Annotated in this window: 26 protein-coding genes and 1 pseudogene; 13 read left to right on the top strand and 14 right to left on the bottom strand. The window is 73.9% G+C overall.

Translation table 11 applies throughout. From position 1 onward, the window contains the following. Positions 1 to 44: 44 nt before the first annotated feature. Positions 45 to 1001, bottom strand: a complete 957-nt coding sequence (locus FHX32_RS12975) for a DMT family transporter (RefSeq protein ID WP_167181341.1) — start codon at positions 999 to 1001, stop codon at positions 45 to 47. Between the two features lie 104 nt (positions 1002 to 1105). Here FHX32_RS12975 and FHX32_RS12970 point away from each other — a divergent pair, with 104 nt between their 5' ends. Further along, positions 1106 to 1801 carry an HAD family hydrolase gene (locus FHX32_RS12970; RefSeq protein WP_167181339.1) on the top strand — a complete coding sequence of 232 codons (696 nt, stop codon included), beginning with the start codon at positions 1106 to 1108 and terminating at the stop codon, positions 1799 to 1801. A 49-nt stretch (positions 1802 to 1850) separates the two neighbouring features. Here FHX32_RS12970 and FHX32_RS12965 read toward each other — a convergent pair whose 3' ends face one another. Both FHX32_RS12965 and FHX32_RS12960 read right to left on the bottom strand, forming a co-directional pair. Beyond that, positions 1851 to 2315 carry a hypothetical protein gene (locus FHX32_RS12965; RefSeq protein ID WP_208418699.1) on the bottom strand — a complete coding sequence of 155 codons (465 nt, stop codon included), beginning with the start codon at positions 2313 to 2315 and terminating at the stop codon, positions 1851 to 1853. 80 nt (positions 2316 to 2395) lie between these two features. Continuing rightward, the gene (locus FHX32_RS12960; RefSeq protein WP_167181335.1) at positions 2396 to 3265 is read right to left on the bottom strand and encodes a PhzF family phenazine biosynthesis protein; all 870 of its coding nucleotides are present in this window, start codon (positions 3263 to 3265) and stop codon (positions 2396 to 2398) included. Positions 3266 to 3298: 33 nt separating this feature from the next. Here FHX32_RS12960 and FHX32_RS12955 point away from each other — a divergent pair, with 33 nt between their 5' ends. The 3 genes from FHX32_RS12955 to FHX32_RS12945 all read left to right on the top strand — a co-directional run bounded on the left by FHX32_RS12955 (position 3299) and on the right by FHX32_RS12945 (position 6558). Continuing rightward, complete coding sequence (locus FHX32_RS12955; protein ID WP_167181333.1) at positions 3299 to 4585, top strand: magnesium transporter MgtE N-terminal domain-containing protein; 1287 nt, start codon at positions 3299 to 3301, stop codon at positions 4583 to 4585. Then, entirely contained in the window at positions 4578 to 5159 is a 582-nt protein-coding gene (locus FHX32_RS12950; protein ID WP_167181331.1) for a DUF1003 domain-containing protein, read from the top strand. The genes FHX32_RS12955 and FHX32_RS12950 overlap by 8 nt, the downstream gene beginning before the upstream one ends. Before the next feature lie 250 nt (positions 5160 to 5409). Then, the gene (locus FHX32_RS12945) at positions 5410 to 6558 is read left to right on the top strand and encodes an Mrp/NBP35 family ATP-binding protein (RefSeq protein ID WP_167181329.1); all 1149 of its coding nucleotides are present in this window, start codon (positions 5410 to 5412) and stop codon (positions 6556 to 6558) included. Between the two features lie 199 nt (positions 6559 to 6757). Here the strand turns inward: FHX32_RS12945 and FHX32_RS12940 are convergent, their stop codons facing one another. Next, a complete protein-coding gene (locus tag FHX32_RS12940; RefSeq protein WP_167181327.1) occupies positions 6758 to 7180 on the bottom strand; it encodes a twin-arginine translocase TatA/TatE family subunit in 423 nt (140 codons plus the stop codon). A gap of 73 nt (positions 7181 to 7253) precedes the next feature. Then, positions 7254 to 8564, bottom strand: coding sequence for a trypsin-like peptidase domain-containing protein (locus FHX32_RS12935; RefSeq protein WP_167181325.1), 1311 nt, complete (start codon positions 8562 to 8564; stop codon positions 7254 to 7256). A gap of 313 nt (positions 8565 to 8877) precedes the next feature. Between FHX32_RS12935 and FHX32_RS12930 the strand changes: the two genes are divergently transcribed. Continuing rightward, on the top strand, positions 8878 to 9450 hold the full coding sequence (locus FHX32_RS12930; RefSeq protein ID WP_088997234.1) for an O-methyltransferase: 573 nt from the start codon (positions 8878 to 8880) through the stop codon (positions 9448 to 9450). Between the two features lie 42 nt (positions 9451 to 9492). Here FHX32_RS12930 and FHX32_RS12925 read toward each other — a convergent pair whose 3' ends face one another. Both FHX32_RS12925 and FHX32_RS12920 read right to left on the bottom strand, forming a co-directional pair. After that, complete coding sequence (locus FHX32_RS12925; protein ID WP_167181323.1) at positions 9493 to 10968, bottom strand: M17 family metallopeptidase; 1476 nt, start codon at positions 10966 to 10968, stop codon at positions 9493 to 9495. Between the two features lie 148 nt (positions 10969 to 11116). Next, positions 11117 to 11284 (bottom strand): DUF3117 domain-containing protein, encoded by a 168-nt coding sequence (locus FHX32_RS12920; protein ID WP_007455245.1) that lies wholly within the window; start codon positions 11282 to 11284, stop codon positions 11117 to 11119. A 190-nt stretch (positions 11285 to 11474) separates the two neighbouring features. On the opposite strand from FHX32_RS12920, the gene FHX32_RS12915 reads away from it, so the two are divergent. Together FHX32_RS12915 and FHX32_RS12910 are read left to right on the top strand one after the other, a co-directional pair. After that, the gene (locus tag FHX32_RS12915; protein WP_167181321.1) at positions 11475 to 12293 is read left to right on the top strand and encodes a PaaX family transcriptional regulator C-terminal domain-containing protein; all 819 of its coding nucleotides are present in this window, start codon (positions 11475 to 11477) and stop codon (positions 12291 to 12293) included. 4 nt (positions 12294 to 12297) lie between these two features. Beyond that, positions 12298 to 13089: an enoyl-CoA hydratase-related protein gene (locus FHX32_RS12910; protein WP_167181319.1), complete on the top strand. Its 792-nt coding sequence runs from the start codon at positions 12298 to 12300 to the stop codon at positions 13087 to 13089. A 15-nt stretch (positions 13090 to 13104) separates the two neighbouring features. Here the strand turns inward: FHX32_RS12910 and FHX32_RS12905 are convergent, their stop codons facing one another. Both FHX32_RS12905 and FHX32_RS12900 read right to left on the bottom strand, forming a co-directional pair. After that, complete coding sequence (locus FHX32_RS12905) at positions 13105 to 13728, bottom strand: hypothetical protein (protein ID WP_167181317.1); 624 nt, start codon at positions 13726 to 13728, stop codon at positions 13105 to 13107. A 4-nt stretch (positions 13729 to 13732) separates the two neighbouring features. Beyond that, a complete protein-coding gene (locus FHX32_RS12900) occupies positions 13733 to 14323 on the bottom strand; it encodes a DNA-3-methyladenine glycosylase I (protein WP_167181315.1) in 591 nt (196 codons plus the stop codon). Between the two features lie 139 nt (positions 14324 to 14462). Here FHX32_RS12900 and FHX32_RS12895 point away from each other — a divergent pair, with 139 nt between their 5' ends. Further along, positions 14463 to 15353, top strand: a complete 891-nt coding sequence (locus FHX32_RS12895) for a sterol desaturase family protein (protein WP_167181313.1) — start codon at positions 14463 to 14465, stop codon at positions 15351 to 15353. A gap of 6 nt (positions 15354 to 15359) precedes the next feature. Here the strand turns inward: FHX32_RS12895 and FHX32_RS12890 are convergent, their stop codons facing one another. Both FHX32_RS12890 and FHX32_RS35065 read right to left on the bottom strand, forming a co-directional pair. Continuing rightward, positions 15360 to 15857: an SRPBCC family protein gene (locus FHX32_RS12890; protein WP_167181311.1), complete on the bottom strand. Its 498-nt coding sequence runs from the start codon at positions 15855 to 15857 to the stop codon at positions 15360 to 15362. Positions 15858 to 16291: 434 nt separating this feature from the next. Further along, positions 16292 to 16675 (bottom strand): annotated as a pseudogene (locus tag FHX32_RS35065) (DivIVA domain-containing protein); the annotation flags it as partial. Between the two features lie 250 nt (positions 16676 to 16925). On the opposite strand from FHX32_RS35065, the gene folP reads away from it, so the two are divergent. Beyond that, positions 16926 to 17795 (top strand): dihydropteroate synthase, encoded by an 870-nt coding sequence (gene folP, locus FHX32_RS12880; protein WP_167181307.1) that lies wholly within the window; start codon positions 16926 to 16928, stop codon positions 17793 to 17795. Between the two features lie 14 nt (positions 17796 to 17809). Here folP and ndhC read toward each other — a convergent pair whose 3' ends face one another. Continuing rightward, positions 17810 to 18184, bottom strand: coding sequence for an NADH-quinone oxidoreductase subunit A (gene ndhC, locus FHX32_RS12875; RefSeq protein WP_486481034.1), 375 nt, complete (start codon positions 18182 to 18184; stop codon positions 17810 to 17812). A gap of 178 nt (positions 18185 to 18362) precedes the next feature. Between ndhC and FHX32_RS12870 the strand changes: the two genes are divergently transcribed. The 3 genes from FHX32_RS12870 (at position 18363) to FHX32_RS12860 (ending at position 22924) form a co-directional block, all read left to right on the top strand. Next, a complete protein-coding gene (locus FHX32_RS12870) occupies positions 18363 to 19730 on the top strand; it encodes a hypothetical protein (RefSeq protein WP_486481033.1) in 1368 nt (455 codons plus the stop codon). 319 nt (positions 19731 to 20049) lie between these two features. Beyond that, positions 20050 to 21897, top strand: coding sequence for a 2-oxoacid:acceptor oxidoreductase subunit alpha (locus tag FHX32_RS12865; protein ID WP_167181303.1), 1848 nt, complete (start codon positions 20050 to 20052; stop codon positions 21895 to 21897). After that, positions 21890 to 22924, top strand: a complete 1035-nt coding sequence (locus FHX32_RS12860) for a 2-oxoacid:ferredoxin oxidoreductase subunit beta (protein WP_167181301.1) — start codon at positions 21890 to 21892, stop codon at positions 22922 to 22924. Before FHX32_RS12865 ends, FHX32_RS12860 begins: the two co-directional genes overlap by 8 nt. A 77-nt stretch (positions 22925 to 23001) precedes the next feature. Here FHX32_RS12860 and FHX32_RS12855 read toward each other — a convergent pair whose 3' ends face one another. After that, positions 23002 to 23646, bottom strand: a complete 645-nt coding sequence (locus tag FHX32_RS12855) for an FMN-dependent NADH-azoreductase (protein WP_109900582.1) — start codon at positions 23644 to 23646, stop codon at positions 23002 to 23004. Between the two features lie 84 nt (positions 23647 to 23730). On the opposite strand from FHX32_RS12855, the gene FHX32_RS12850 reads away from it, so the two are divergent. Then, positions 23731 to 24219: a MarR family winged helix-turn-helix transcriptional regulator gene (locus FHX32_RS12850; protein ID WP_208418063.1), complete on the top strand. Its 489-nt coding sequence runs from the start codon at positions 23731 to 23733 to the stop codon at positions 24217 to 24219. Between the two features lie 128 nt (positions 24220 to 24347). Here FHX32_RS12850 and FHX32_RS12845 read toward each other — a convergent pair whose 3' ends face one another. Then, positions 24348 to 25361: a potassium channel family protein gene (locus FHX32_RS12845; RefSeq protein WP_167181297.1), complete on the bottom strand. Its 1014-nt coding sequence runs from the start codon at positions 25359 to 25361 to the stop codon at positions 24348 to 24350. Positions 25362 to 25491 lie beyond the last annotated feature (130 nt).

Below are 25491 nucleotides of genomic sequence, written 5' to 3'. Positions count from 1 at the left end.
TGGCGACTCTTTCCGAGAAAGTGCGCCCTCGGGGGCGGGCGGGGTCAGTCCGGCAGGGGGGTGGCGTCGGCGGGGGTGGGGGTGGGGACGGGTGGGGTGCGGCGGGCGCGGGCACCGCCGAGCACCACCACGGCGACGCCGACCAGCAGCAGCACCAGCCCGGGCAGCGCGGTGGCCCGCGGCAGTTGCCCCAGCCAGGCCCAGCCGATCAAGGCGGCGCCGGGAGCCTCCAGCAGGATCAGCACGCTGACCGTGGTGGCCGAGACCCGCCGCAGCGCGTAGTTGAACATCGAGTGGCCGAGCAGTTGAGCGCCGGCCACCAGGGCCAGGATCGCCAGCCACGTGCCGGTGTCGAAGCCGCCCAGCGGCAGCCCGCCGGCCAGGCAGAGCACCAGCAGGAGCAGCGTGCAGACGCCATAGCAGACGGTGGTGTACGTGGTGGTGCTGACGGTGGCCCGAGCCCGCTCGCCGAACGCGGTGTACACGGCGGCGAACAGCCCGCCGGCCACCGCGAGCAGGTCACCGGCGAAGGCTCGGCCGGAGACGGCGAAGTCCGCCCCACTGGCCAGCACCGCCCCGCCGACCGCCACCCCGATCCCGGCCCAGACCACCAGCGGCAGCCGTTTGCCCTGCCCCCGGGCGATCAGCCCCTGCCAGACCGGCTGGGTGGCGCCCAGCGCCGTCGCGGCGGCCACCGAGGTGAGCTGGGCGCTCGGCATCCAGGTGGCGAAGTGTGCGGCCAGCGCGACACCGGAGAGCACGCAGACCCAACCCGCGCGCCGGCCCGCCCCGACGGTCAGCGACCGCAGTTCGGCCCGGCGGCGGGTCAGCGCGACCGGGCCGAGCACGGCGACCGAGAGCAGGTTGCGCCAGAACGCGATCGCCAGGGCGGGCGCGGCCGCGAACGCGACCAGCGGCGCGGACGACGACACGGCGACCACGGCGAGGGCGAGCGCCCCGGTGGTCAGCGGGTCCAGCGGTGGGCGGTGTTCGGATGGCACGGGGAGCAATCCTCACACGACTCGAGTAGCCACGGAACGTCATCGTTCGGTTACGATCACGCGGTCCGCCGGCGACCCTCTCGACCGCCCGGAGGCGTTCCCCCATGCCCACGTACCAGGCGGTGCTCTTCGACTTCTTCGGCACGCTCACCCGCTCGGTGCAGCGTGGTGCGGCACACCGGTGCATCGCCGAGCTGCTCGGCTGCCCGGCCGACACGCTGGTCGAGGTGCTCGACCGCAGCTACTACCAGCGGGCCAGCGGGCGGTTCGGCAACGCCGAGGCCACCCTGCGCTGGGTCTGTGAGCAGGCCGGCGTACGCCCGTCGGACGGCGCGGTGCGGGCCGCGGTGGCCTCCCGGCACCGGGCGGTACGCGCGGACACCCGGCTGCGCGACGACGCCGCGTCGGTGCTCGTCACGCTGCGCGAGCGGGGGCTGCGGACCGGCCTGATCAGCGACTGCACCCACGAGCTGCCGGCGTTCCTGCCGCAGCTGGCGATCGCCCCGCTGCTCGACGTGCGGGTCTTCTCGGTGCAGGTCGGTCGCTGCAAACCCGATCCGGCGCTCTACCTGGCGGCCTGCCACCGGCTCGGGCTGACGCCGGCCGACTGCCTCTACGTCGGCGACGGTGGCAGCCAGGAGTTGACCGGGGCGGAACGGGCCGGCATGACCGCGGTGCGGCTGGCCGCGCCCGACCTGGCCGAACACATGGTGTTCAACGCCGACACCTGGGACGGGCCGGTGCTGCGCTCGCTGAGCCAGGTGCTCGACCTGGTCGACCCGGCGGCGGTCCCGGCGTGACCGCGCCCGGGGCCGGCCGGGTCGGGTACCGGGCCGGGCCGGAGTGCGGTCAGCGGCGGCGGACCCGGTGCAGCCGGAACGGCTTGCGGGTCACCCGCACCACCGTCGCCTCCCGGGGTTCCTCGGCCAGCGACCCGTCGGGCAGCCCGGCCCCGGCGACCGGCTCCCCGGCCGGGGTCAGCCGGACCAGCGCGCAGCCCTCGGCGGCCCACCGGGCGATCTGGTCGGCGGCGCTGCCCCGGCCGTTCAGCCGCTTACCGGCGACCAGCGGCGCCGCGGTCTCCCAGGTCTCGCTGCCCGGGGCCACCCGCTCAACCCGGGCCGGCCAGGTGACGATCCGGCCGCCGTGGTCGCCGCGCAGCGTCACCCGTGCCTCGGTCGCCTCGGCCAGCCCGGGCGCGGACTGCTCGCCCGGCCCGCTCACCACGAAGAGCGCGCCCTCCAGCGGTACGCACCAGAGCGCGAGCGCGGGGCCACCGGGCACGGCGACCCAGGCCACCGCGGCCTTCTTCATCGCCTCGTCGACCAGGGGCGTGCTGCTGCGCTCGGGCTCGTCGCTCACTCCGGCATCCTCCCGTACCCGCGCCGTCGGCGTCAGCCGACGAACGGCGGCACCATGATCTCGCCCCGGGCCACCGGCATCACCTGACCGGCGACGGTGGCGCCGACCGCCACCCCGCCGGCCGCCGTCACCGTGCAGGCCAACGAGGACGGACGGTTGATCTCGATCCCCTGCACCACGTCGTACGGCGAGCGGCCCTCGCCGGGCAGCAGGCCACTGGCCACCAGCCAGACGCCGAGGCCCAGTGCGGCCGACCCGGTGGCCGGGTCCTCCGGCACGCCGAGCCCTGGCACGAAGACCCGGGCGTGCGCGGTTTGCGAGTCGGCGTCCCAGGAGAAGACGCTGACGTGCTCCACGCCGTACCGCTGTGCCGCCGCCGCGTTCACCCGCGCGCGGGCCACCGCGTCCGGACGCACCGGCAGGTAGGGGAACTCCAGCCCGCAGCCGGCCACCCGGGGCGCCGGTCCGACGTGGTCGTCCGCGCTCAGCCCGGCCATCTCCAGCAGCGGCTCCGGGTCCAGCTCGGGGCCGAGGGTGGGGGTGCCGCCGGTCAGCGTGGCCCCGGTCGCGGTCACCTGGATCGGCAGCACCCCGGCGCCGCACTCCTGGGTGACCTGCCCCACACCGAACATGCCCCGGCGGCTGGCCGTCACCGCCGCGCCGACGCTCGGGTGCCCGGCGAACGGCAGTTCCTCGGCCGGGGTGAAGATCCGCGCCCGGTAGGTGGCGCCGACCTGGGTGGGCGGCAGCACGAACACCGTCTCGGACAGGTTGAACTCCAGCGCGAGCGCCTGCATCTGTTCGGTGGCCAGCCCTTCGGCGCCGAACACCACGGCCAGCGGGTTGCCGGCGAACGGGCGGTCGGTGAAGACGTCCACGATCTCGTAGGCCAAGGTCGACATGTTGATAAACACTAGGCGCTTAGGCTGGTGCCCGTGAGCACGCCGACCCGGGTCTACATCGCCCGTCTCGCCGGCGTCGCCGTCTTCGACCCCAACGGCGACCAGGTGGGCCGGGTACGCGACGCGGTGGCCCGGTTGCGGCCCACCCAGCGTCCACCGGAGGTGGTGGGCCTGGTCGCCGAGATGCCGATGCGCCGGCGGATCTTCCTGTCGATCAACCGGATCACCTCGATCGACGGGGACGCGGTGGTGCTCGGCACCGGCACGCTCAACCTACGCCGCTTCGAAAAACGTCCGAACGAGCTGCTGGTGCTCCAGGAACTGCTCGACCGGCGGGTGCAGGTCGACCCGGGCGGCCAGGCCGGCGCGGTGGTCGACGTGGCGATGGAGTGCAGCCGCGGCGGCGAGTGGTCGCTGAGTCGGGTGGCGGTACGCGAGCAGACCGGCCGGCTGGGCCGGCGCGGCAACCTTCACCAGGTCGAGTGGGAGCGGGTCCGCGGGTTGAGCGGCATCGCCGACACCCGGGGCACCGCCAACCTGCTCTCGGTGCTGGAGGACATGCGCCCCGCCGACCTGGCCAACGCGTTGCAGGACCTGCCCGACGCGCGGCGCAACGAGCTCGCCGCCGCCTTGGACGACGAGCGGCTCGCCGACGTGCTCAGCGAACTGCCCGAGCACGACCAGGTGGAGATCCTGGCCGCGCTGGACCGGGAACGGGCCGCCGACGTGCTGGAGGAGATGGATCCGGACGACGCCGCCGACCTGCTCAGCGAGCTCACCCCGCCGGAACAGGACGTGCTGCTCGACCTGATGCAGCCGGACGAGGCCGACCCGGTACGCCAGCTGCTGAAGTACACGCCCGGCACGGCGGGCAGCGTGATGACCTCGGAGCCGGTGATCCTGCCCCCGGACGCAACCGTGGCGGAGGCGCTGGCCCGGATCCGCGAACCGCAGCTCTCTCCGGCGATCGCCGCGCAGGTCTTCGTGACCCGCGCGCCGATGACCACGCCGACCGGCCGCTACCTCGGGATGGTGCACTTCCAGCGGTTACTCCGGGAACCGCCGGCCGACCTGCTCGGCGGGGTGGTGGTCAACGACATCGACCCGCTCCGGCCGACCACCCCGCTGCCCGAGATCACCCGCCGGATGGCCACCTACGACCTGGTCGCCATGCCGGTGATCGACCGGAACAACCGGCTGGTCGGCGCGGTCACCGTCGACGACGTGCTGGACCACTCGCTCCCCCGGGACTGGCGCGACCGGGACGCCATGACCGGCCCGACCCACTCGGACGCGGTGCTGGACGGCGCGGATGGTTGAGCGGCGGGCGGAACGGCTGGACCAGCCGCGCGAGCCCCGGAGCCTGAAGCTGCCCCGGTTCGACCCGGAGGCCTTCGGCCGGTGGTCGGAGGGGATCGCCCGAGGCATGGGCACGGCGAACTTCATCGTCTACATGACGGTGGTGATCCTGCTGTGGTTCGGCTGGAACACGCTGGCCCCGGCGCACCTGCGCTTCGACCCGTACACCTTTACGTTCCTCACCCTGATGCTGTCGTTGCAGGCCAGCTACGCGGCGCCGCTGATCCTGCTGGCGCAGAACCGGCAGGCGGACCGGGACCGGTTGGCGCTGGAGGAGGACCGGCGCCGGGCCACCCTGCAGAAGGCCGACACCGAGTACCTGGCCCGGGAGATCGCCGCGCTGCGGATCGCGATGGGTGAGGTGGCCACCCGCGACTTCCTCCGTTCCGAGCTGGCCCGACTGGCCGAGGAGCTGGACGAGGCGGGGCAGCGCCGGCAGCGGCTGGAGCGCCGCCAGCAGGAGCGGGCCGCGCAGCGGGCGGCCGGTGGCGGCGACGTGCTGGGGGAGCCCCGCGACGAGCTGGACGGCGACTGAGCCCGGGCCGGCCGACCGGAGGGGTGAGCCGGCCCGGCGCGGCGGCCGGGATGAGCCGGTGGGCGCGCCCGGACCGGTGCGTCAGAACGCCGCGCGCCTCAAGGGGCCAGGCGAGCGGCGTTCGCCTCGATCGTCCCACTTCGTGCGGTACGCGTCCAGACCCCGGCGGCCCGGGCGGACGTCATCGATTCGCTCACACCGACCCCCGCTGGCGGCGGTGCGGGACGGCCTCCGACGTAGCATTGCGGGCATGTCAGCACCCGTCAGCACCGTCTCCGACGCGATCCAGGCCGCGCTGGCCACCGTCAACGACCCGGAGATCCGCCGGCCGATCACCGAGCTCGGTATGGTCCGCTCCGCCACGGTCGGCGACGACGGTGTGGTCCGGGTCGAACTGCTGCTCACCGTCGCCGGCTGCCCGCTGAAGGACAAGCTGCGCGCGGACATCACCGCGGCCGTCGGCGCGGTGCCCGGAGTGGCCGGCGTCGAGATCGAGTTCGGCGTGATGAGCCCGGAACAGCGCCAGCAGCTCCAGTCGAAGCTGCGGGGCGGCGGCGCCACCGAGGAGCCGGTCATCCCGTTCGCCCAGCCCGGCTCGCGCACCCGGGTGTACGCGGTCGCCAGCGGCAAGGGCGGCGTCGGCAAGTCCAGCGTGACGGTCAACCTGGCCGCTGCGCTGGCCGCCCGCGGGCTCTCCGTCGGCGTGGTCGACGCCGACATCTACGGCCACTCGGTGCCCCGGATGCTCGGCGCCGACGGCCAACCCACCCGGGTCGAGGACATGATCATGCCGCCGCAGTCGCACGGCGTGAAGGTGATCTCGATCGGCATGTTCACCGCCGGCAACGCCGCCGTGGTGTGGCGCGGCCCGATGCTGCACCGGGCGCTACAGCAGTTCCTCGCCGACGTCTACTGGGGCGACCTGGACGTGCTCCTGCTCGACCTGCCCCCGGGCACCGGCGACGTGGCCATCTCGCTGGCGCAGTTGCTGCCCAACTCCGAGATCCTGGTGGTCACCACGCCGCAGGCGGCGGCCGCCGAGGTGGCCGAGCGGGCCGGCGCGATCGCCCTGCAGACCCACCAGCGGTTGGTCGGCGTCATCGAGAACATGTCCTGGCTGGAGCTGCCGGACGGGTCCCGGATGGAGGTCTTCGGCTCCGGCGGCGGCGCGACGGTCGCCGAGTCGCTGACGAAGACGATCGGTGCCCAGGTGCCGCTGCTCGGCCAGATCCCGCTGGACACCCGGGTCCGGGAGGCCGGCGACGAGGGCAACCCGATCGTGCTGGCCGAGCCGGAGTCGCCGGCCGCGGTGGCGCTCGGCAAGGTGGCCGACCGGCTCGCCGTCCGCCGCGAGTCGCTGCTCGGCAAGCCGCTCGGTCTCAAGCCCGCCGGCCGCTGACCCGCGCCCGCACGGCTCCGGACGGTCCGACGACCGGCCGAGGGCGGGCTGGGCCACACCCGGTCCCGTCCCTTGGAGCTGATGTCGTGAACGAGTCGCCGTGAGCGCCAGGACGCATCAGGCCCCTCCGTGGAGGGGCCTGATCCGCGTTCGGCAGGGCTGACGGCGCGGGGTGGCGCCCGACCGGGCGGCCGGGGGCTCAGGTGGCGTCGTCGTAGCTGACCCGCGGGGCGGGTGCCGGGGCGCCGCCGGTGGCGGTGGCCGGCCGGCCACCGTTCGACCGGGGGTCGGCGGCGTTGGCGACGTCCTTCAGCTCGTTGTGCACGCCGGCGACGTCCGCCCGCAGGTTGTCGTAGACGCCCTGCAGCGGCTTCCGGATCGCCTGCTCGTCCTCCTCGCTGAGCAGGTGCTTACGGATGAACGCCTTGGGGTGCAGGTCCTCCAGCTGGATGTCGGTGCCCAGCTCCTTGCTCAGGTCACTGGTGGCGTTGCGGGCCATGTTGCGCAGGTTACGCACCATCCGCAGGCCGTCGTTGATCACCGCGGGCAGCCGGTCACCGAAGATCAGCAGCGCCAGGAGCAGCAGCCCACCGATCTCCCACATGTTCAGGTTGTCGAGCACTGCGGGCCCCCTCTCGGCGTCAGCGCCAAGACTACGCACGTCGGCCGCCGGACCGGGAGGGGGTGACCGCCCGCTACTTCGCGTCTGCGGCGAGCGTCACCGAGGCGTTCAGCCGGTCCGAGCCGCGGCGGTACTCCACGGTCACCACCGAGCCGGGGGCGAACTTGCGGACCAGGGCGATCAGATCGGTCGGTTCGGTCATCGGCCGCCCGTTCAGCTTCACGATCACGTCGCCGGCCTTGAGTCCGGCGTCGGCCGCCGGCCCGGACGGCTCCACCGTCACCAGCCGGACGCCGTTGCCGCTGGCCGCGCCGGGGCCGCCGACCTGGGCGCCGATCACGGTGCGCCGGGCCTTGCCGGTGCCGATGATGTCCTGGGTGATCCGCTTGGCCTGGTTGATCGGGATGGCGAAGGCGAGGCCGATGTTGCCCGCCTCCTGTCCGTCGGCGACCAGCGACTTGATGGTCGAGTTCACCCCGATCACCCGGCCGGCGCCGTCCACCAGCGGGCCGCCCGAGTTGCCGTGGTTGACCGCGGCGTCGGTCTGGATGGCCGCGTAGTAGCGCACCGGGCCGCCCGGCTCACCCGCCTGCATGGTCCGGTCGAGCGCGCTGACGATGCCCGCGGTGACCGTGTTGGCCAGCGAGAGTGGCGAGCCGATGGCCAGCACCGGATCGCCCACGGCGAGCGCGTCGGAGTCGCCGAACTCCACCGGCCGCAGCCCGGTGCGGGCCACCTTGATCACCGCGATGTCGGACTCCGGGTCCTGCCCGACCAGGGTGCCCGCGGCCGAAGTGCCGTCGTTGAAGATCACCGAAGCCTTGCCGGTGCCGCCCGCGACCACGTGGTCGTTGGTGATCACGTGGCCGTCCGCGCTGGCGATGAAGCCGGAGCCCTCGCTCGTGCCGCCGATGCCGCTCACCCGCACGGTCACCACGCTGGGCAGCACCCGCTCGGCGACCCCGGCCAGCGACTCCGGCTTGCGCTGGGCCAGCCCCGGCGCCTGCGGGTCGGCGCCGAGCACCGTGCCGGCGCCGGCACCGCCGCGGACCGCGAACGCGTAGCCGAGCGCGCCACCGAGGCCACCGGCGAGCAGCGCGGTGATCAGCGGGATGAGCAGCAGTTGCCGCAGCGGGAGCCGGCCCGGGGCGTCCGGGTCGGTGACGGGTTCCGGCTCCGTGCCGGGGCCGGGCGCGGCCGGGACCACCACCGCGGCCGGGGCGGCCGGATCGCGCCACGGGTCGGCGAGCGCGTCGGACCACCACGGCGAGGTGGTGCCGGTGCCGTGCGGTGCCGTCGGCGCAGGCGGCGGGTACGCCGGCGCCGGCGGTCCCGCCGGCGTCGGGCTCCCACCGGGCTGGCGCCAGTCCCAGCCGTCGGTCACGTCGGTCCTCCCAGTCCGTCCCCGGATCCCGCCCGCGACGGCCCAGCGACAGGTCGGCCCGGTCGCGGCCGGCGGGATACCGTCTCCAGGATTGCACGGATGCCCCGGGTGGAGTCAGCGGTTGCCGCCCGTGATCGTCCGCGGCGGGACGCGCGGCTGCGTGCGTTGGGGGCCGCCTCTAGGCTCACAGTGCCAACCCGCCCCTCGCACCATTCGCGCCGCCCGGAGGTGTCCCATCGCCACGGTCGCCGGTTCCGGCAGTTCGACGGCCCAGGCTCTGCAGTTCGCCGAGTCGTACGCCGCTGAGGATCTCGTGCTGCGCACCGCCCGCAGCCTCGCCCGTGAGGTCGGTCTCGACGCGGTGACCCCCGGCGCGGGCGCCGCGCTGCGGCTGCTCGCCGCCGCCGGCAACGCCCGGGCGGTGGTGGAGATCGGCACCGGCACCGGCGTCAGCGGGGTGTGGCTGCTGCGCGGCATGCGGGCCGACGGCGTCCTCACCACCATTGACGTCGAGGTGGAGCACCAGCGGATCGCCCGGCGGATCTTCACCGAGGCCGGTTTCCCGGCGGGCCGGACCCGGATCATCACCGGCCGGGCGCTGGACGTGCTGCCCCGGCTCGCCGACGGCGCGTACGACCTGGTCTTCGTGGACGCCGAGTCGACCGGCTTCGCCGCCTGCGTGGACGCCGCGCTGCGGCTGCTGCGCCCGGGCGGGGTGCTCGCGCTCAACGGCACGCTGGCCGGCGGCCGGATCGGCGACCCGGCCGCCCGCGACGTGGAGACGGTGACCATCCGGGAGACGATCAAGGCGATCCGGGAGTCGGAGCACTGGATCCCGGCGCTGCTGCCGCTCGGGCACGGGCTGCTCGCCGCCGTGAAGTGCTGACCGGGCGCCCCGCGTCCGCCGGGGCCGGGCACCGTCCGCGGCTCAGCCGAGCGTGGCCAGCCAGCGCAGCAGCGAGCGTACGCCCCAGCCGGTCGCGCCCCTGGTCAGCTCCGCGTCGTCGGCGTCCGCCCAGGACGGCGCGGACATGTCCACGTGCAGCCAGCGGTCGCGCAGGTCGCCGGTGAACTCGCGCAGGTAGAGCGCGGCGACCACCGAGCCGGCGCCCTGGTTCGGCGCGCTGTAGAGGTCGGCCAGCTCGCTGCCGAGGTACTCGACGTAGTCGGTGGGCAGCGGCATCCGCCAGGCCGCCTCCCCGGCCTCGGCCACCGCGGCCAGTACGCCGGCGGCCAGCTCGTCGTTCTCGCTGTAGAGCGCGCCGGTGCGCTTGCCCAGCGCCACCGCGTTGGCGCCGGTCAGCGTGGCCAGATCGACGAGCAGGTCCGGCCGCAGCTCCTGGACGGCGTAGGCGAGCGCGTCGGCGAGCACCAGCCGGCCCTCGGCGTCGGAGTTGGTGGTCTCGCTGGTGGTCCCGCCGTAGTGGCGGACGACGTCGCCCGGGCGGAACGCCGAGCCGCTGACCATGTTCTCGGCCAGTGGGGCGAGCGCGGTGACGCGTACCGGCAGTCGCAGCGCCGCGGCGCCGACGGTGGCCGCCACCACCGCGGCCGCCCCGGCCATGTCCTTGCGCATCAGCTTCATCGCCGGCACCGGCTTGATCGAGATGCCACCGGTGTCGAAGGTGATGCCCTTGCCGACCAGCACCACGTGGGTGCGGGCGTCGGCCGGCCGCCAGTCCAGCTCGACCAGGCGCGGGCCGCGCGCCGAGCCGCCGCCCACGGTCAGAATGCCGCCGAAGCCCTCGGCGGCCAGCTCGGCCGGCTCGCGGACCCGCAGGTGCAGGTCCGGCACCCCGGTGACGCGAGCGGCCACCTGCTCGGCGAACCACTCCGGGTTCTTCACCGAGGACGGGGTGTTGGTCAGGTCGCGGGCCCAGCGGGTCAGCCGGGCGGTGGTGCGGGCCGTCTCGACCACGGCCAGGTAGGGCTCCGGGTCGGCCACCAGCAGGTCGACCCCGGTGAGCGCGGGCGCGTCGCCGGCGTCGGTCAGCCGGAACCGGTACGACGCCAGCAGCAGCCCTTCGGAGAGCCCCCGGACGGCGGCCGCGGACGCGTCCGCCGGCAGCGCGAACGTGATGTGCGTCTCATCGGCGACGGCACGGACCAGCGCCGCGCCGGCGCGCCGCCAGCTCGCCTCGTCGCCGTCCCCGGTGCCGAGCAGGACCAGCAGGCCGGGGGTCCGCCCCGGGCGGAACTGGGTGCGCAGCTCACCGGGCCGGCCGGTGAGCCGGGCGGCCGGGGCCAGCGCGGCGGCCTCGTCGACGACGCCGTCGGGCAGCGCCACCGCGGTCGGCGCGGGCACGGCCGGAGCGTCGCCGCCCGCCCCCTCCCCAGCCGGACGTAGGGGCAGGACGAGGGTGTCGAGCCGGTCGGGCTCGACGACCAGACGGATGGCGAGCACGCGGGACCGTACCTCCAGGAAAGTGATCGCGGAGCGGGGAGGACCCACGGCGCTCCGCGCCGGTGAAGCCCTGAGCCACCGGCAGGGCCGGTGGCTCAGGGTACGACGAACCGTCCGGGCGGCGGACGCCACCCAAACCGCTCCTCGCTCAGCCGGCGGCCGCCTTCAGCGCGTCACCGAGCGCGTTGGCCTCGTCGGGAGTCATCTCGACGACGAGCCGGCCACCGCCCTCCAGCGGGACCCGCATGACGATGCCCCGGCCCTCCTTGGTGACTTCCAGCGGACCGTCGCCCGTCCGCGGCTTCATCGCCGCCATGTTGTCTCCCCTCAGACCTACACCAGGGTCGGTGGGTTGCCCCACAGCCACTTCGTCACGACCACCCGCAACCTACGCGGGGGTGTCGACTGACGATTTTCCCTGATGAACACCGCCGGACCCAAACCGAAGCAGTATTGATGTAACAGTATCTAGCTTATCTTGAGAAGGCCTGTCACAATGTGCGGTCATGCAGGCACGGTCGGCACTCTTCGACCTGTACGGCGACCACCTCCGACCGCGGGGTGGCCGCGCGCCGGTCGCCGCCCTGGTCAAGCTGCTGGCGCCGCTCGGAATCGCCCCGCCCGCCGTGCGCACGGCGGTGTCCCGGATGGTGCGTCAGGGGTGGCTCGACCCCTGCCGGCTGACCTCCGGGCCGGGATATTCGATCACACCGAAAGCCGCCCGCCGGCTCGATGAGGCGGCGTCCCGGATCTACCGCACCGGCCGGGTCAGCTGGGACGGCCGGTTCGACCTGCTCGTGCTGGAGGCGCCCGCCGGCCGCCGGGAACGCCAGCGACTCGCCGCCAACCTGCGCTTCCTCGGCTACGGCACGCTCGACGAGCAGACCTGGGTGGCCACCCGCCCGGCCGAGGACGTCGACCTGCTGCTCGCCGAGGCCGGCGTCCGGTTCGAGCGGTTCACCGCCGCGCACGCCTCGGGCACCCCGGGCGCGATGGGCGTGGTGCGCCGGGCCTGGGACCTGGCCGAGATCGGCCGGGCCTACGAGCAGTTCGTCGCCGAGCAGCGCCCGCTGCTGGCCGGGGTGACCGTGCGCAGCGGTGACGAGGAGGCGTACGCCGCTCGCTTCCGGCTGGTGCACGCGTGGCGTACCTTTCTGTTCCGGGATCCGCAGCTGCCCCCGGCACTGCTGCCCGAACGCTGGCCCGGCACCGCCGCGGCCAGCTTCTTCGACCGGCACGCCGCCCGGCTCCGGCCGGCCGCCGACCGGTACGTCGAGCAGTGCCTCGACGCCGGCAACCGCATCGTCCGACAGAAGGGTCGTTAGAGACGTGACCGAGCCGCTGCTCGTCGACCGCACCGACGCCGTCGTGACCCTCACCCTGAACCGCCCGACCGCGATGAACGCGCTCGACGTGGCGCTCAAGGAGGCCCTCCGGGACACCCTGGCCGAGCTGGAGACCGACCGGTCCTGCCGGGCGGTGGTGCTGGCCGGCGCGGGCGGGTCGTTCAGCGCCGGCCAGGACCTGCGCGAGCACGTCCAGACCCTGGAGTCGGGCAGCGGCGACGCGCTGGACACCGTCCGGGCGCACTACAACCCGATCGCCGCCCGGCTGGCCAACCTGCCGAAGCCGGTGGTGGCCGCGGTACGCGGGATGGCCGCCGGGGCGGGCGCCTCGCTCGCCTTCCTGGCCGACATCCGCATCGGTGGGCCGTCGACCAGCTTCCTGATGGCCTTCGCCAAGGTGGGTCTCGCCGCCGACACCGGCGCGTCCTGGACGCTGCCCCGGCTGGTCGGCCACGCCAAGACGGTGGAGCTGCTGATGCTGGCCGAGCCGGTCCGCGCCGAGGAGGCCTGCCGGCTCGGGCTGCTCAACCGGATGGTCGAGGACGACGAGCAGGTGCTGCCGGCCGCGCAGGAACTGGCCGCCCGGCTCGCCGCCGGCCCGACCGTCGCGTACGGGGCGATCAAGCGGCAGCTCTCCATCGCCGACGCGGGCACCCTCGCCGACGCGCTGGCCGCCGAGGCGCAGGCCCAGTCGATCTGCGGGGCCACCGACGACCACCGCGCGGCCACCTTCGCCTTCGTCAACAAGCAGAAGCCAGCGTTCGAGGGCCGCTGACCCGACCCTGGGAGGTCAGTCGTCCTCCTCCGGATCCTGGTTGGCCTCCTCGCCGAGCACGAACGCCTGCATCGCCAGTTCGTCGCCGAACGGCGAGACGAAGGCCGGCAGCTCGCGCGGGCCCAGCTCCTGCACGTACGCCCAGAACAGCCGGACCGCCTCGGCCGGCGAGTCGGCCTCGATCGGCAGGTCGAGGCTGACCAGCCAGGAGCGCCGTTCCTTCGGCGGGCCGAGCCGGTCGACCAGCCGCCGGAAGACGGCCGGGTCCAGCGGGCTCACCGGCCGGTCGAGGGTGACCGCGTCGGCCGGCACCGGCTCGTCGAAGGCGCGCCGGGTGTACGCCACCACCAGCTCGGCGGGGCCCCGCTCGGACTGCGGATCGTCCGGGTCCTCCGGCGCCTCGCCGGTGGGCGCGACGACCCGGCCCAGCGCCACCAGCCGCGGCGGCTCGTCGGCCAGCACCGCCACCTGGTCGCCGGGGCGGGGGCGAACGGTGCCGTCGAGGCCGGTCAGCTCCAGCGTGTCGTGGTGGACGAGCCGCTCGGCGTCGTAGCGCCCGGCCGGCAGCAGCACCGCCCAGACGCCCGTGCCGTCGGCGCGGCCCACCCCGCTCACCCGGTACGCGGTGTCGGTCGTCATGTCCTCATCCCATCACGCCGCTGCCGGGCGCCACGACGTGGCAGCCCGCCAGGTGGTCGTCGACCATCCCGGTGGCCTGCATCAGCGCGTACGCCGTGGTCGGGCCGACGAACCGGAAGCCGCGCTTCTTGAGCGCCTTGGCCATCGCGGTGGACTCGGCGGTCAGCGCCGGCACCTGCGCGAACGACGTCGGCCGGCTGGCCCGGGGCGGCGGCGCGTACGACCAGAGCAGCTTGGAGAGCCCCTCGGGCAGGTCCAGCGCGGCCCGCGCGTTGGCGATCGCCGCCTCGATCTTGGCCCGGTTGCGCACGATGCCGGCGTCGGCCAGCAGCCGGTTCACCTCGGCCTCGCCGTAGCCGGCCACGGTGGGGATGTGGAAGTCGTCGAAGGCGAGCCGGAAGTTGGCCCGCTTGCGCAGGATGGTCAGCCAGGACAGGCCGGACTGGAACGCCTCCAGCGTCATCCGCTCGTAGAGCGCGTCGTCGCCGTGCAGCGGCCGGCCCCACTCGGTGTCGTGGTAGACGGCGTAGTCAGGGGTGCTCGCCCCCCAGGCGCAGCGTGGCAGCCCGTCCGGGCCGATCACCAGGTCACTCACGGCGTAAACGGTAGGCCAATCCCCCGACACGCCCATTGCCTCCGGCCGGGGCGGATGCCTATGGTGCTGGTTACCGGCCGGTAGGTGTGCCTCGTCACACCCGGCCGCGCCCGGCGCACCGAGAGCGGGAGGCGGCACCATGAAGGAGTTCCCGGACGTCATCGCCTGGTCGATCCCGGCCTTCCTGCTGCTCGTCGTGCTGGAACGGGTCTCCTACCTGCTGCACCGCGACGACGACGAGGTGGGCTACGGGGCGGCGGACACCGCCACCAGCCTCGCGATGGGGCTGGGCAGCGTCTTCACCGACCTGCTCTGGAAGATTCCGATCGCCGCCGCGTACGCGCTGCTCTACGCGGTCACCCCACTGCGGGTCGCCGAGCTGTGGTGGAGCTGGCCGCTGATCGTGCTCGCCCAGGACTTCTGCTACTACTGGTCGCACCGGGGCCACCACGTGATCCGGATCCTCTGGGCCACCCACGTGGTGCACCACTCCTCGCAGCGGTTCAACCTCTCCACCGCGCTGCGGCAGCCGTGGACCAGCGTCACCGGCTGGGTGTTCTACATCCCGATGATCCTGCTCGGGGTGCATCCGGCGGTGGTGGCGTTCGCCGGCTCGGTCAACCTGCTCTACCAGTTCTGGATCCACACCGAGCGGATCGACAAGCTCCCCCGCTGGTACGAGGCGGTGTTCAACACCCCGTCGCACCACCGGGTGCACCACGCCTCGCAGGGCGGCTACCTGGACCGCAACTTCGGCGGCATCCTGATCGTCTGGGACCGGCTGTTCGGCACCTTCGCGCCGGAGCGGGAGCGCTGCGTCTACGGGCTGACCAAGAACATCGAGACCTACAACCCGCTGCGGGTGGCCTTCCACGAGTACGTCTCGATCGCCCGCGACCTGCGTACCGCGGCGAGCTGGCGGCACCGGGCGGGGGTGCTGTTCCGCTCACCCGGCTGGCAACCGGAAGCCGCACCGGCGGCCCCGGCACCGGCCACCCCGGCACCGGCGGCCCCGGTCACCACCCGCTGACCGGGGTCAGGGCAGGCGGCCCTGCTCGACCAACCGGGCGAACTTCTTCAGCGCCTGGGTGAGGCCGAACTTGGAGCCGGGCCAGAGCACCGGCCAGGCCACCCGGCCGGCGGTGCCACCGGGCAGGTGGAACCACTCGTGCCAGACCACCTGGGTGCGGTCCCGCTCCAGCTGCGTGCAGCGCAGCACGCCGGGACCACGCAGCAGCCGCCCGCAGTGCACCACCCGCACCTCGTACGGCGGGTCCACCTGGACCACCCGCATCTCGTCCCGGAGCACGGCCGGGCCGACCACGGTGACCGCCTCGACCAGGCTGCCCTCGCCGCCGTCCCCCTCGATCACCCGCACCCTGGTGAACGGGATCCACTCGGACTGCCGCTCCCACGCGGTCAGCGCCGCGAACACCCGGCCGGCCGGGGCGTTCACGATCACCGTGGCGGTCACCTCGCCGGCACCCGGGTGGGCGGCCTCGCGCAGGTCGTCCGCTCCCTCCGGACCGGTCACACCGGCTCCGACCGGGCGACCGGCCCGCGCCGGCCGTCCTCCGGCTCGCCCGGCACGTCGTCGCTCTCGGCGGGTACCGGCCTGGCCCCGTTCCCGGTCGCCGGCGCGGCCTCGGCGCCCGGTGTGCCGGTGGCTGTCGTGTCTGCCGTGGTGGCGGCCCCGGCCGGCTCGGCAGCCGGCTCGCCGGCCGTCGCCGGCCGGGCGAAATCCGACTCGGTCACCGGCCGGGTGGTGGCGGTCCCGGCCGACCCGCCAGCCGGCTCGGTGGCCGTGGTGGGCCGGGCGAAGGCGTCGGACCCGGTCGTGGGCCGGGCGAAGGCGTCCCGGCCGGTCGGTGCCGGCTCGGCGTACACGACGGGTTCGGAGACCGCGGGCCCGGTGGGATCGTCGACCGGGGGTCCGCCGGGCCCGGCCGGCCCGGTGGCGCCGGCGGCCGGGGGCTCGGCCTGGGCGGCGCTGCCGGCGGCCTGCTCCCGGGCCCGGCGCAGGGCGTCGGCGTCCTCGATCCGCCCCTCGCGCAGCGCGGCGACCTCCGCCTCCAGCACCCCGATCAGCTCGGACTTGTAGCCGATGTCGTACGCCGCCCGCCGCATCGCCTGGTCGACCTGGGCCATCCGGTAGCCGCGCAGGGCGGTGTCGAACCTGACCTCGCCGACGTCCGACTCGCGCAGCGGTCGGGCACCCGGCAGCGGCACCGCCCGGCCGTCCGGCTCGACCGGCACCAGGCCGGGATCCCGGCCGCTGACCAGCACCGTCACCCCGAACACCACCGCCGCGACGGTCAGCGCCACGACCAGCAGGAGCAGAACCTGACCCATGCACAGATCGTGGCATGTCGAACGGGCCGGAGCGACCCCACCACCCACCCCGCCGCCGGATCCGCCCGGTTCCGGCGCTCCGCCGCTGGCCCCGCCCGCCAGGTCGACCGGGCGGGCGCGGGCGGCACGGGGCTGACGGCCCGCGCCGCCACAGCGTTCGTCGGGCGGGCGGAGGCGGCGGCCGGCGACCGGATAGCGTCGGGATCGGCCGGCGACGGGCGGTCGGCGGCGCGGACCTCGGGAGGGCGGCATGGCCGGAGCGCTTCGGCTCGGTACGCGGACGTTCGACGCCGGCGACCTGGTGGTGATGGCGATCGTCAACCGCACGCCGGACTCGTTCTTCGACCGGGGCGCCACCTTCGCCGCCGACAGCGCCCTACGGGCCGTGGAGCGGGCGGTCGAGGAGGGCGCCGAGATCATCGACATCGGCGGGGTCAAGGCCGGCCCGGGAGCCGAGGTCGACGTGGCCGAGGAGATCCGCCGGACGGTGGACACCATCGCCGCCGTCCGGGCCACGTTCCCCGAGGTGGTCATCTCGATCGACACCTGGCGGGCCGAGGTGGCGGTGGAGGCGGTGGCCGCCGGGGCCGATCTGCTCAACGACACCTGGTCCGGCGCCGACCCGGCGCTGGCCCAGGTGGCCGCCGACACCGGGGCCGGGCTGGTCTGCTCGCACGCCGGCGGGCTGGCGCCGCGGACCAGGCCGCACCGCGCGGCCTTCGACGACGTGGTGGCCGACGTGCTCGGCACGGTGACCGGGCTCGCCGACCGTGCGGTCGCACTCGGCGTACGCCGGGACGGCATCCTGATCGACCCGGCGCACGACTTCGGCAAGAACACCCGCCACTCGCTGGAGATCACCCGCCGGCTGGACGAACTCACCGGCACCGGCTGGCCGTTGCTGGTCGCCCTGTCCAACAAGGACTTCGTCGGCGAGACGCTGGACCTGCCGGTGACCGAGCGGCTGGAGGGCACCCTGGCGGCGACCGCCGTCTCCGCCTGGTTGGGCGCCCGGGTGTTCCGGGCCCATCAGGTACGCCAGACCCGTCGGGTGCTCGACATGGTCGCCTCGATCCGGGGTGACCGGCCGCCCACGGCGACCCGCCGCGGCCTCGCCTGATCCCGCCGGGCAGGTCAGGTCCAGCGCAGGATGTTCCGGCGCCACGCGTAGAGGATGCCGAGCGCCAGCACCGCCACGAAGATCGCCATCTCGACCACGGTGACCATCCCGAACCCCGGCCGGTCGAAGACCACCGCCCAGGGGAAGAGGAAGACCGACTCCACCGCGAACAGCACGTACAGGTACGCGTACACGTAGTACCGGATCTGCATCTGCGCCCAGTCGGCGCCGACCGGATCGAGGCCGCACTCGTAGCTGGCCCGCTTCCCCGGTGGATCAGCCGGACGGGCAGGACGTAACACCCGGTTGGCCGAGAACGCCATCACAAAGAAGAGGACGCTGGCGAGCAGCAGCAGCCCGAGCGTCGCGTACGAGCCCAGGTAGGTCACGCCGGCAGCCTACCGCCCGGTCCGGCGCGGGCGTTCCGGACACGTTACGAATTTGTTTTGCGCTGGGACTAGTGCTCTGGGGCAAATGTCACGAATATTGACTCCACCCCTGGTCACCGGAGGACAGATGCCCCGCGCAGACGTATCGCCCGCTCGGCGGGCGCGCAGCCGGCGGGTCATGCCGCTGCTGGCGGTCCCGCTCGCGCTGGGGCTGACGCTCACCGTGGTGCCGGGGTGGGCGACCGCCGCGCCGTCCGCCGCACTGGTGACCGCACCCGCCACCGGGCCGGCGGACGAGCCGGACGAGCAGACGCCGACCGCGGACCCGACGGACACCGGACCGGCGCCGACGACCGCGCCACCGACCAGCCCGGAGACCACCCCACCGGCCACGCCCACCGCCGGTCCGGACCCCACCGCCACCGGCACCGGCGGTCCGGCCCCGACCACCGGACCGCCGGCCACCACGGCACCCGCCACGCCCGTGCCCGTGCCGCCGCCGGTCCGCCCGTCCGCGCCCGGTCCGGGCACCCCGCCGGCCAGCCCGCTCGGCGTCCGGGTCAGCACCGGCGACCTCCAGATCTCCGGCCGTTACTGGAATGCCGCCAGCACGGTGGCCACGCTGCGGGTCAGCATCACCAACACCGGCACGGCGCGGACCCGGATCCGGCTCGGCTACACGCTGCCCAGTGGACTGGCCGACGCCGGCACCCCGGGTTGCGCCGCGACCGGCGGCGGCGAACACCGGTGCGGTGAGTGGATCACCGCGCCGGGCGCGCGGTTCAGCACCCGCCTGAAGATCCGGGTCAGCGGCACCGCCTGGCGGAACATGCCGCTCACCGGCTCGGTCCGGGTCACCGCGACCGCGCCCGGCACAGCCGGCTCGGTCACCGACAACGAGGGCTTCGCGGTGCTCTTCCCGCCCGGCCCGCCGGTGCCCGGCATCATGTTGCGGGCCGACGAGGTCGCCTTCGACATCGGCGGCGGGGCGAGCGAACTCGCGGTCCGACTGGGCAACACCGGCCGGGTGGACGCCAGCGGCCGGATCGAGGTGGTCCTGCCGGACGGGGTGAGCGTGCCGACGCCCCCGGCCGGATGCGCGCCGACGGCGGCGGGCCGAACCCGGTGCGAGGTCGGCGCGGTGCCGGCCGGGCGTACCGCCGAGCTGCGCCTGCCGGTGATCGCGACGCCGGAGGCGCAGCGGGCCGCGCCGCTCTCCGGTGCGGTGGTCGGGCAGCTCGACCCGCGCCAGGGCCGGACCCGGCGGGTGCAGATGAGCTTCCGGATCACCGCGGCGGCCGCCCTGACCACCCAGGTCGCCGCGGCGCCCGCGCCGACCGGTTCGCAGGGGGTGGTGGCGGCCACCGCACCGATGCTGGACCGCGCGGGCGGCGGGTCGAGCTCGGTGCAGCGCACCGCTGCCCTGCTGATCGCGGTCTCCGCGCTGCTGGTGGTGCTCGCCCTGACGCTGGCCACCGTCTCGCTGCGCCGGCGGATGACGGCACCGGCGACCGAGCCGGCGGCGACGCCCGCCACCCTGGAGTGACCCGCCCGACCGGCACCCGGACGCGACCCGGGCGGCCGCGGCGGGCCGTCCGCGACCGGTGATCTGAATTACGGCGGGCAGGGCAAAACGCCGCAACATCGGACAAAAGGCGGCCTCCTCCGGTCCCAGTCGGCGGACCTCCCGGGAGGTTGGCCGGTCGATCCGACGTAGGCTCTCAGATGAGGAAAGACAGCGGGCCGGACCAGTCACGGACGGCCGGTGCGGCGGTGCGTCAAGGAGGTCACGTGGCCGGGCAAGGCGAGGTCACCATCAGTTTCAGCCGCCCGCGCGACCGCGCTGAGCGAAGCGAGGTGCAGGCGTGACCAAGCAGATCCGTCAGCTCGACCGGGTGGTCATCCGGTTCGCCGGCGACTCCGGCGACGGCATGCAGTTGACCGGCGACCGGTTCACCTCCGAGACGGCACAGCTCGGCAACGACATCTCCACCCTGCCGAACTTCCCGGCGGAGATCCGGGCGCCTGCCGGGACCCTGCCCGGGGTGTCGAGCTTCCAGGTGCACTTCGCCGACTACGACATCCTCACCCCCGGCGACGCGCCGAACGTGCTGGTGGCGATGAACCCGGCCGCGCTGAAGGCCAACCTGGCCGATCTGCCCCGCGGCGCGGACATCATCGTGAACACCGACGAGTTCACCAAGCGGAACCTGGCCAAGGTGGGCTACCAGGCGAACCCGCTGGACGACGATTCGCTGGCCGGCTACGTGGTGCACCCGGTCGCGCTGACGTCGATGACCATCGGCGCCCTCGCCGACCAGGCGGTGTCCAAGAAGGACGCCGAGCGGGCCAAGAACATGTTCGCGCTCGGCCTGCTCTCCTGGATGTACTCCCGGCCGTACGAGTCGACGCTGCGGTTCCTGGAGCGCAAGTTCGCGGCCCGGCCGGAGCTGGTGGCCGCGAACGTCGCCGCCTTCCGGGCCGGGTGGAACTTCGGTGAGACGACCGAGGACTTCGCGGTCCGCTACGAGGTCAAGCCGGCGAAGATGCAGCCCGGCACCTACCGCAACATCACCGGCAACGCCGCCCTGTCGCTCGGTCTGGTGGCCGCGGGCGTCCGCTCGGGGCTGCCGGTCTTCCTGGGCGCCTATCCGATCACGCCCGCCTCGGACATCCTGCACGAGCTGAGCAAGCACAAGAAGTTCGGTGTGCTCACCATGCAGGCGGAGGACGAGATCGCGGCGGTCGGCGCGGCGCTGGGCGCGTCGTACGGCGGCTCGCTGGGCGTGACCACCACCTCCGGTCCCGGCGTGGCGCTGAAGAGCGAGACGATCTCGCTGGCGGTGGCGCTGGAGCTGCCGCTGGTCATCGTCGACGTGCAGCGGGCCGGGCCGTCGACCGGCATGCCGACCAAGACCGAGCAGGCCGACCTCAACATGGCGCTGTACGGGCGGCACGGCGAGGCGCCGGTCGCGGTGATCGCCCCGAAGTCGCCGTCCGACTGCTTCTACGCCGCCCTGGAGGCGGCCCGGATCGCGCTCACCTACCGCACGCCGGTGATCCTGCTGTCGGACAACTACGTGGCCAACGGCTCCGAGCCGTGGCTGCTGCCCGACGTGGAGTCGCTGCCCGACCTGCGGGTCGAGTTCGCCACGCAGCCCAACGGCGAGGACGGCACGACCTTCCTGCCGTACCTGCGGGACCCGCAGACCCTGGCGCGGCCGTGGGCGATCCCGGGCACGCCCGGCCTCGAGCACCGGATCGGCGGGCTGGAGAAGGCCGACAAGACCGGTGACATCTCCTACGACCCGGCCAACCACGACTTCATGGTCCGCACCCGCGCCGCCCGGATCGAGGCGATTCCGGTCCCGGACGTCGAGGTCGAGGACCCCGACGGCGACGCCCGCGTCCTGGTGCTCGGCTGGGGTTCGACGTACGGGCCGATCGGTGCGGCCTGCCGGGCGCTGCGTCAGCGCGGGCTGCCGGTCGCGCAGGCGCACCTGCGGCACCTGGCGCCCATGCCCGCCAACCTCGGTGAGGTGCTGCGCTCCTACGACCGGGTGGTCATCCCCGAGATGAACCTCGGCCAGCTGGCGCACGTGATCCGGGCGAGGTACCTGGTCGACGCGATCGGCTACAACCAGGTCCGCGGCCTGCCGTTCACCGCCGCGGAGCTGGAGACGATGCTGGAAGAGGTCCTGAAGAATGTCTGAGCCCGTCGCCCTCAAGCTCACCGCCAAGGACTTCAAGTCCGACCAGGAGGTCCGCTGGTGCCCCGGCTGCGGCGACTACGCCATCCTCGCCGCCGTGCAGCAGTTCATGCCGGAGCTGAACATCCCCCGCGAGCGGATCGTCTTCGTCTCCGGCATCGGCTGCTCGTCCCGCTTCCCGTACTACATGAACACCTACGGGATGCACTCCATCCACGGGCGCGCCCCGGCGATAGCCACCGGCCTGTCGGCGACCCGGCCGGACCTGTCGGTCTGGGTCGTCACCGGTGACGGCGACGCCCTCTCCATCGGCGGCAACCACCTGATCCACGCGCTGCGCCGCAACGTCAACCTGAAGATCCTGCTGTTCAACAACCGCATCTACGGGCTGACCAAGGGGCAGTACTCCCCCACCTCCGAGGTCGGCAAGATCACCAAGTCGACGCCGGTCGGGTCGGCGGACGCGCCGTTCAACCCGATCTCCCTCGCGCTCGGCGCCGAGGCGACCTTCGTCGGCCGCACCATCGACTCCGACCGCAAGCACCTGCAGTCCGTGCTGCGGGCGGCGGCCGAGCACCAGGGTTCGGCGTTCGTGGAGATCTACCAGAACTGCAACATCTTCAACGACGGCGCCTTCGACCAGCTCAAGGAGCCGGCCACCCGGGACGACTACCTGATCCGGCTGGAGCACGGGCAACCGATCACCTTCGGCAAGGACGGCCAGTTCTGCGTCGTCCACCCGCCCGGCGGCTTCGGGCTGGAGGTACGGGAGACCGCGGCCACCAGCCCCGACGAGATCGTCGTGCACGACGCCACGGTCACCGACCCGGCCTACGCGTTCGCGCTGTCCCGGCTGCCCGGCCTCGACCTGCGCAACACCCCGATCGGCGTGTTCCGCTCGGTCCAGCGGCCGTCCTACGACAGCGTCGTGCAGGAGCAGCTCGCCACCGCCCGGGCGAAGGTCACCGACACCCCGGAACAGCAGCTCGCCGGCCTGCTCAACAGCGGCGACACCTGGACGATCATCTGAGCCGGCGCTGAGCCCACGACGAAGGGTGGCCGTCCCCGCGCGGGGACGGCCACCCTTTCCGTTGTCCGGGCGGCACCTCAGCCGACTCGGGCCGGCACCCAGAGCTCGTCGATGGCGCGCTCGGCCGCCGCGAGGCTCTCCTCGTGCAGCGGGATCAGCTCGGCCATGGCCGGGACCACCGGGGCGAGGGTGAGCTCGGCGGTGATGAAGCGCGGCTCCATCCCGGTCTGCGAGATGCCGTGCGGCAGCCAGGGCTCGGCGTGGTCCCAGCCCTCCCGCGGGGTGCCCGCTCCGTAGCCGCCGCCGCGGCTGGTCAGCACGATGAACTCCCGGTCGCCCAGCAGCCCGGCGTTGGTTTCCGGGTCGTACGCGATGCCGGGCGCGATGAGGTGGTCGACCCAGGTCTTCACACTGCTCGGCGCGCCGTAGTTGTAGAGCGGCAGCCCGAGCAGGACGGTGTCGGCCCGCTTGACCTCGGCCACCAGCCGCTCGGTCAACTCCCAGGACGCCCGCTGCTCCGGGGTGTGCTGGTCGACCGGCACGATCCGGGCCAGGCCGCCGGCCTCGTCCAGGTGCGGCAGCGGCTCCCGGCCGAGGTCCCGATAGGTCACCGTGCCGTCCGGGTGGGCGGCCCGCCAGGCGGCGGCTGCCCGGGCGGTGAGCCGGCGGCTGACCGACTGCTCGCCGCGGATGCTCGAGTCGATGTGCAACAGGTGTGGCATTTGACTAACCCTCCACGGATCATTTGTGTAGCGCTAACCATTTATAACAGGCCGACGTTCCTTGGGATGGGTAGACTGGGTCACATGTCTGCCCCGTCGGTCGGCCAGTCGGAGCGCCGGTCGGGGGCGCTCCTGGAGTACCTGGCCCGGCGGATGCGACTGCGCTCGGAATCGGTGCTCGCGCCGCTCGGCCTGCGCCCCCGGCATCTGGTCGCGCTCACCGTGCTGCGCGACGCGGGCGGCATCGGTCAGCAGGCGCTGGCCAGCACCCTGCAGATCGACAGCACCAACGTGGTGGGGCTGCTCAACGACCTGGAGGCGGCGCACCTGGTGGAGCGGCGACGCTCACCGGAGGATCGCCGCCGGCACGACGTGTTCCTCACCGAGACCGGGGCGAGCCGGCTCGGCGAGGCCGAGTGCGCCCTGGCCAGCGCCGAGGAGGAGGTGCTCGGCGCGCTGGATCCGGCGGAGCGCGACCAGCTCTACGAGCTGCTCCGGCGGGCGACCAGCGGAGCGCCGGCCACCTGCGCCGCGGCGGTCACCGACGAGGCGGAGCTGGACGCCAGCTGCTGAACCGGCCTACCGGCAAGCCGAGCCCCGACAAGTCCGACCGGGTTGGCCCGGACCGGCGCGTCACCGCCGGGCCAGCCGGCCCGCTGCCGGCCGGCACCGGATGACACCGGGTCTGGCCGTCCGGACGGTCAGCTCGTCGGAGCCGCCTGCGGCCGGTCGTCGCGGACGTGCACCAGCATGTCGCCGGTCTCGATGACCGCGCCGGCCCGGTCGGCCAGGGTGACCACCTTGCCCCGCCGGACCAGGGCGATGACCAGCGAGTCCAGCTCGCGGGGCGAGCGGCCGACCTCGTGGCGCTCGGCCGAGCGCATCGCCAGTGCCATCCCCTGCCCGGGCGTGAGCAGGTCCTCCACCACGTCGATCAGCGGCGGGGCGGAGGTGGAGAGCCCCAGCAGCCGGCCGGCGGTCGCCGACGAGACGATCACGTGGTGCGCGCCGCTCTGCTTGAGCAACGGGGCGTTCTCGGCCTCCCGGGCGGCGGCGATGATCCGCACCTGTCCGGCGGTGAGCTGGCGTACGGTCAGCGCCACGAGGACGGACGCGTCGTCGCTGTCGGTCGCGATGATCACGGCCTTGGCGTGCCGGACGTGCGCCTCGTTGAGCACCGAGGAACGGGTCGCCGAGCCCTCGATCGCCACCAGCCCGGCCGAGGTGGCCTGCCGCAGCGCCGCGCCGCTGCGCTCCACCACCACGATCCGCGACTTCTCCAGACCGTTCTCCAGCAGGGCGGAGACCGCGCTCCGGCCCTTGGTGCCGTAGCCGCAGATGATGACGTGGTCCTTCACGGTTCTCCTCCACCGCGACAGGCGACGGCCGGTGCGGTACTGCTCGGTCAGGACTTCCAGCGTGGTGCCGACCAGGATGATCAGGAAGAGCACCCGGGCAGGGGTGATGTACAGGACGTTGACCAGCCGGGCGCTCTGGCTGACCGGGGTGATGTCGCCGTAGCCGGTGGTGGAGAGCGACACCACCACGTAGTAGAAGCAGTCGAGGAGGGTCATCCCGTCCTCGTTGACGTCCCGGTAGCCGTCCCGGTCGAGGTAGACCACCGCGACGGTGGCGAGGACCAGCCCGACCGCGGCAGCCAGGCGCAGGCTCAGCGCGCTCAGCGGCCCCCGCCGCTGTGCGGGAAAATGGATCACCGAGGGACCTGCTCCACCGACGCCTGCACGCCCACAACATAGCGGTTTCCCCGGGGGCCGCACGCCCGGGTGGAGATCACGGGCTGGCGGACCGGACCGGGCCGACCGGGACGGCGGTGAGCGGGCATGA

This window comes from Micromonospora sp. CNZ280 (genome assembly GCF_011759515.1).
This window is presented reverse-complemented; position numbering and strand designations above follow the sequence as displayed.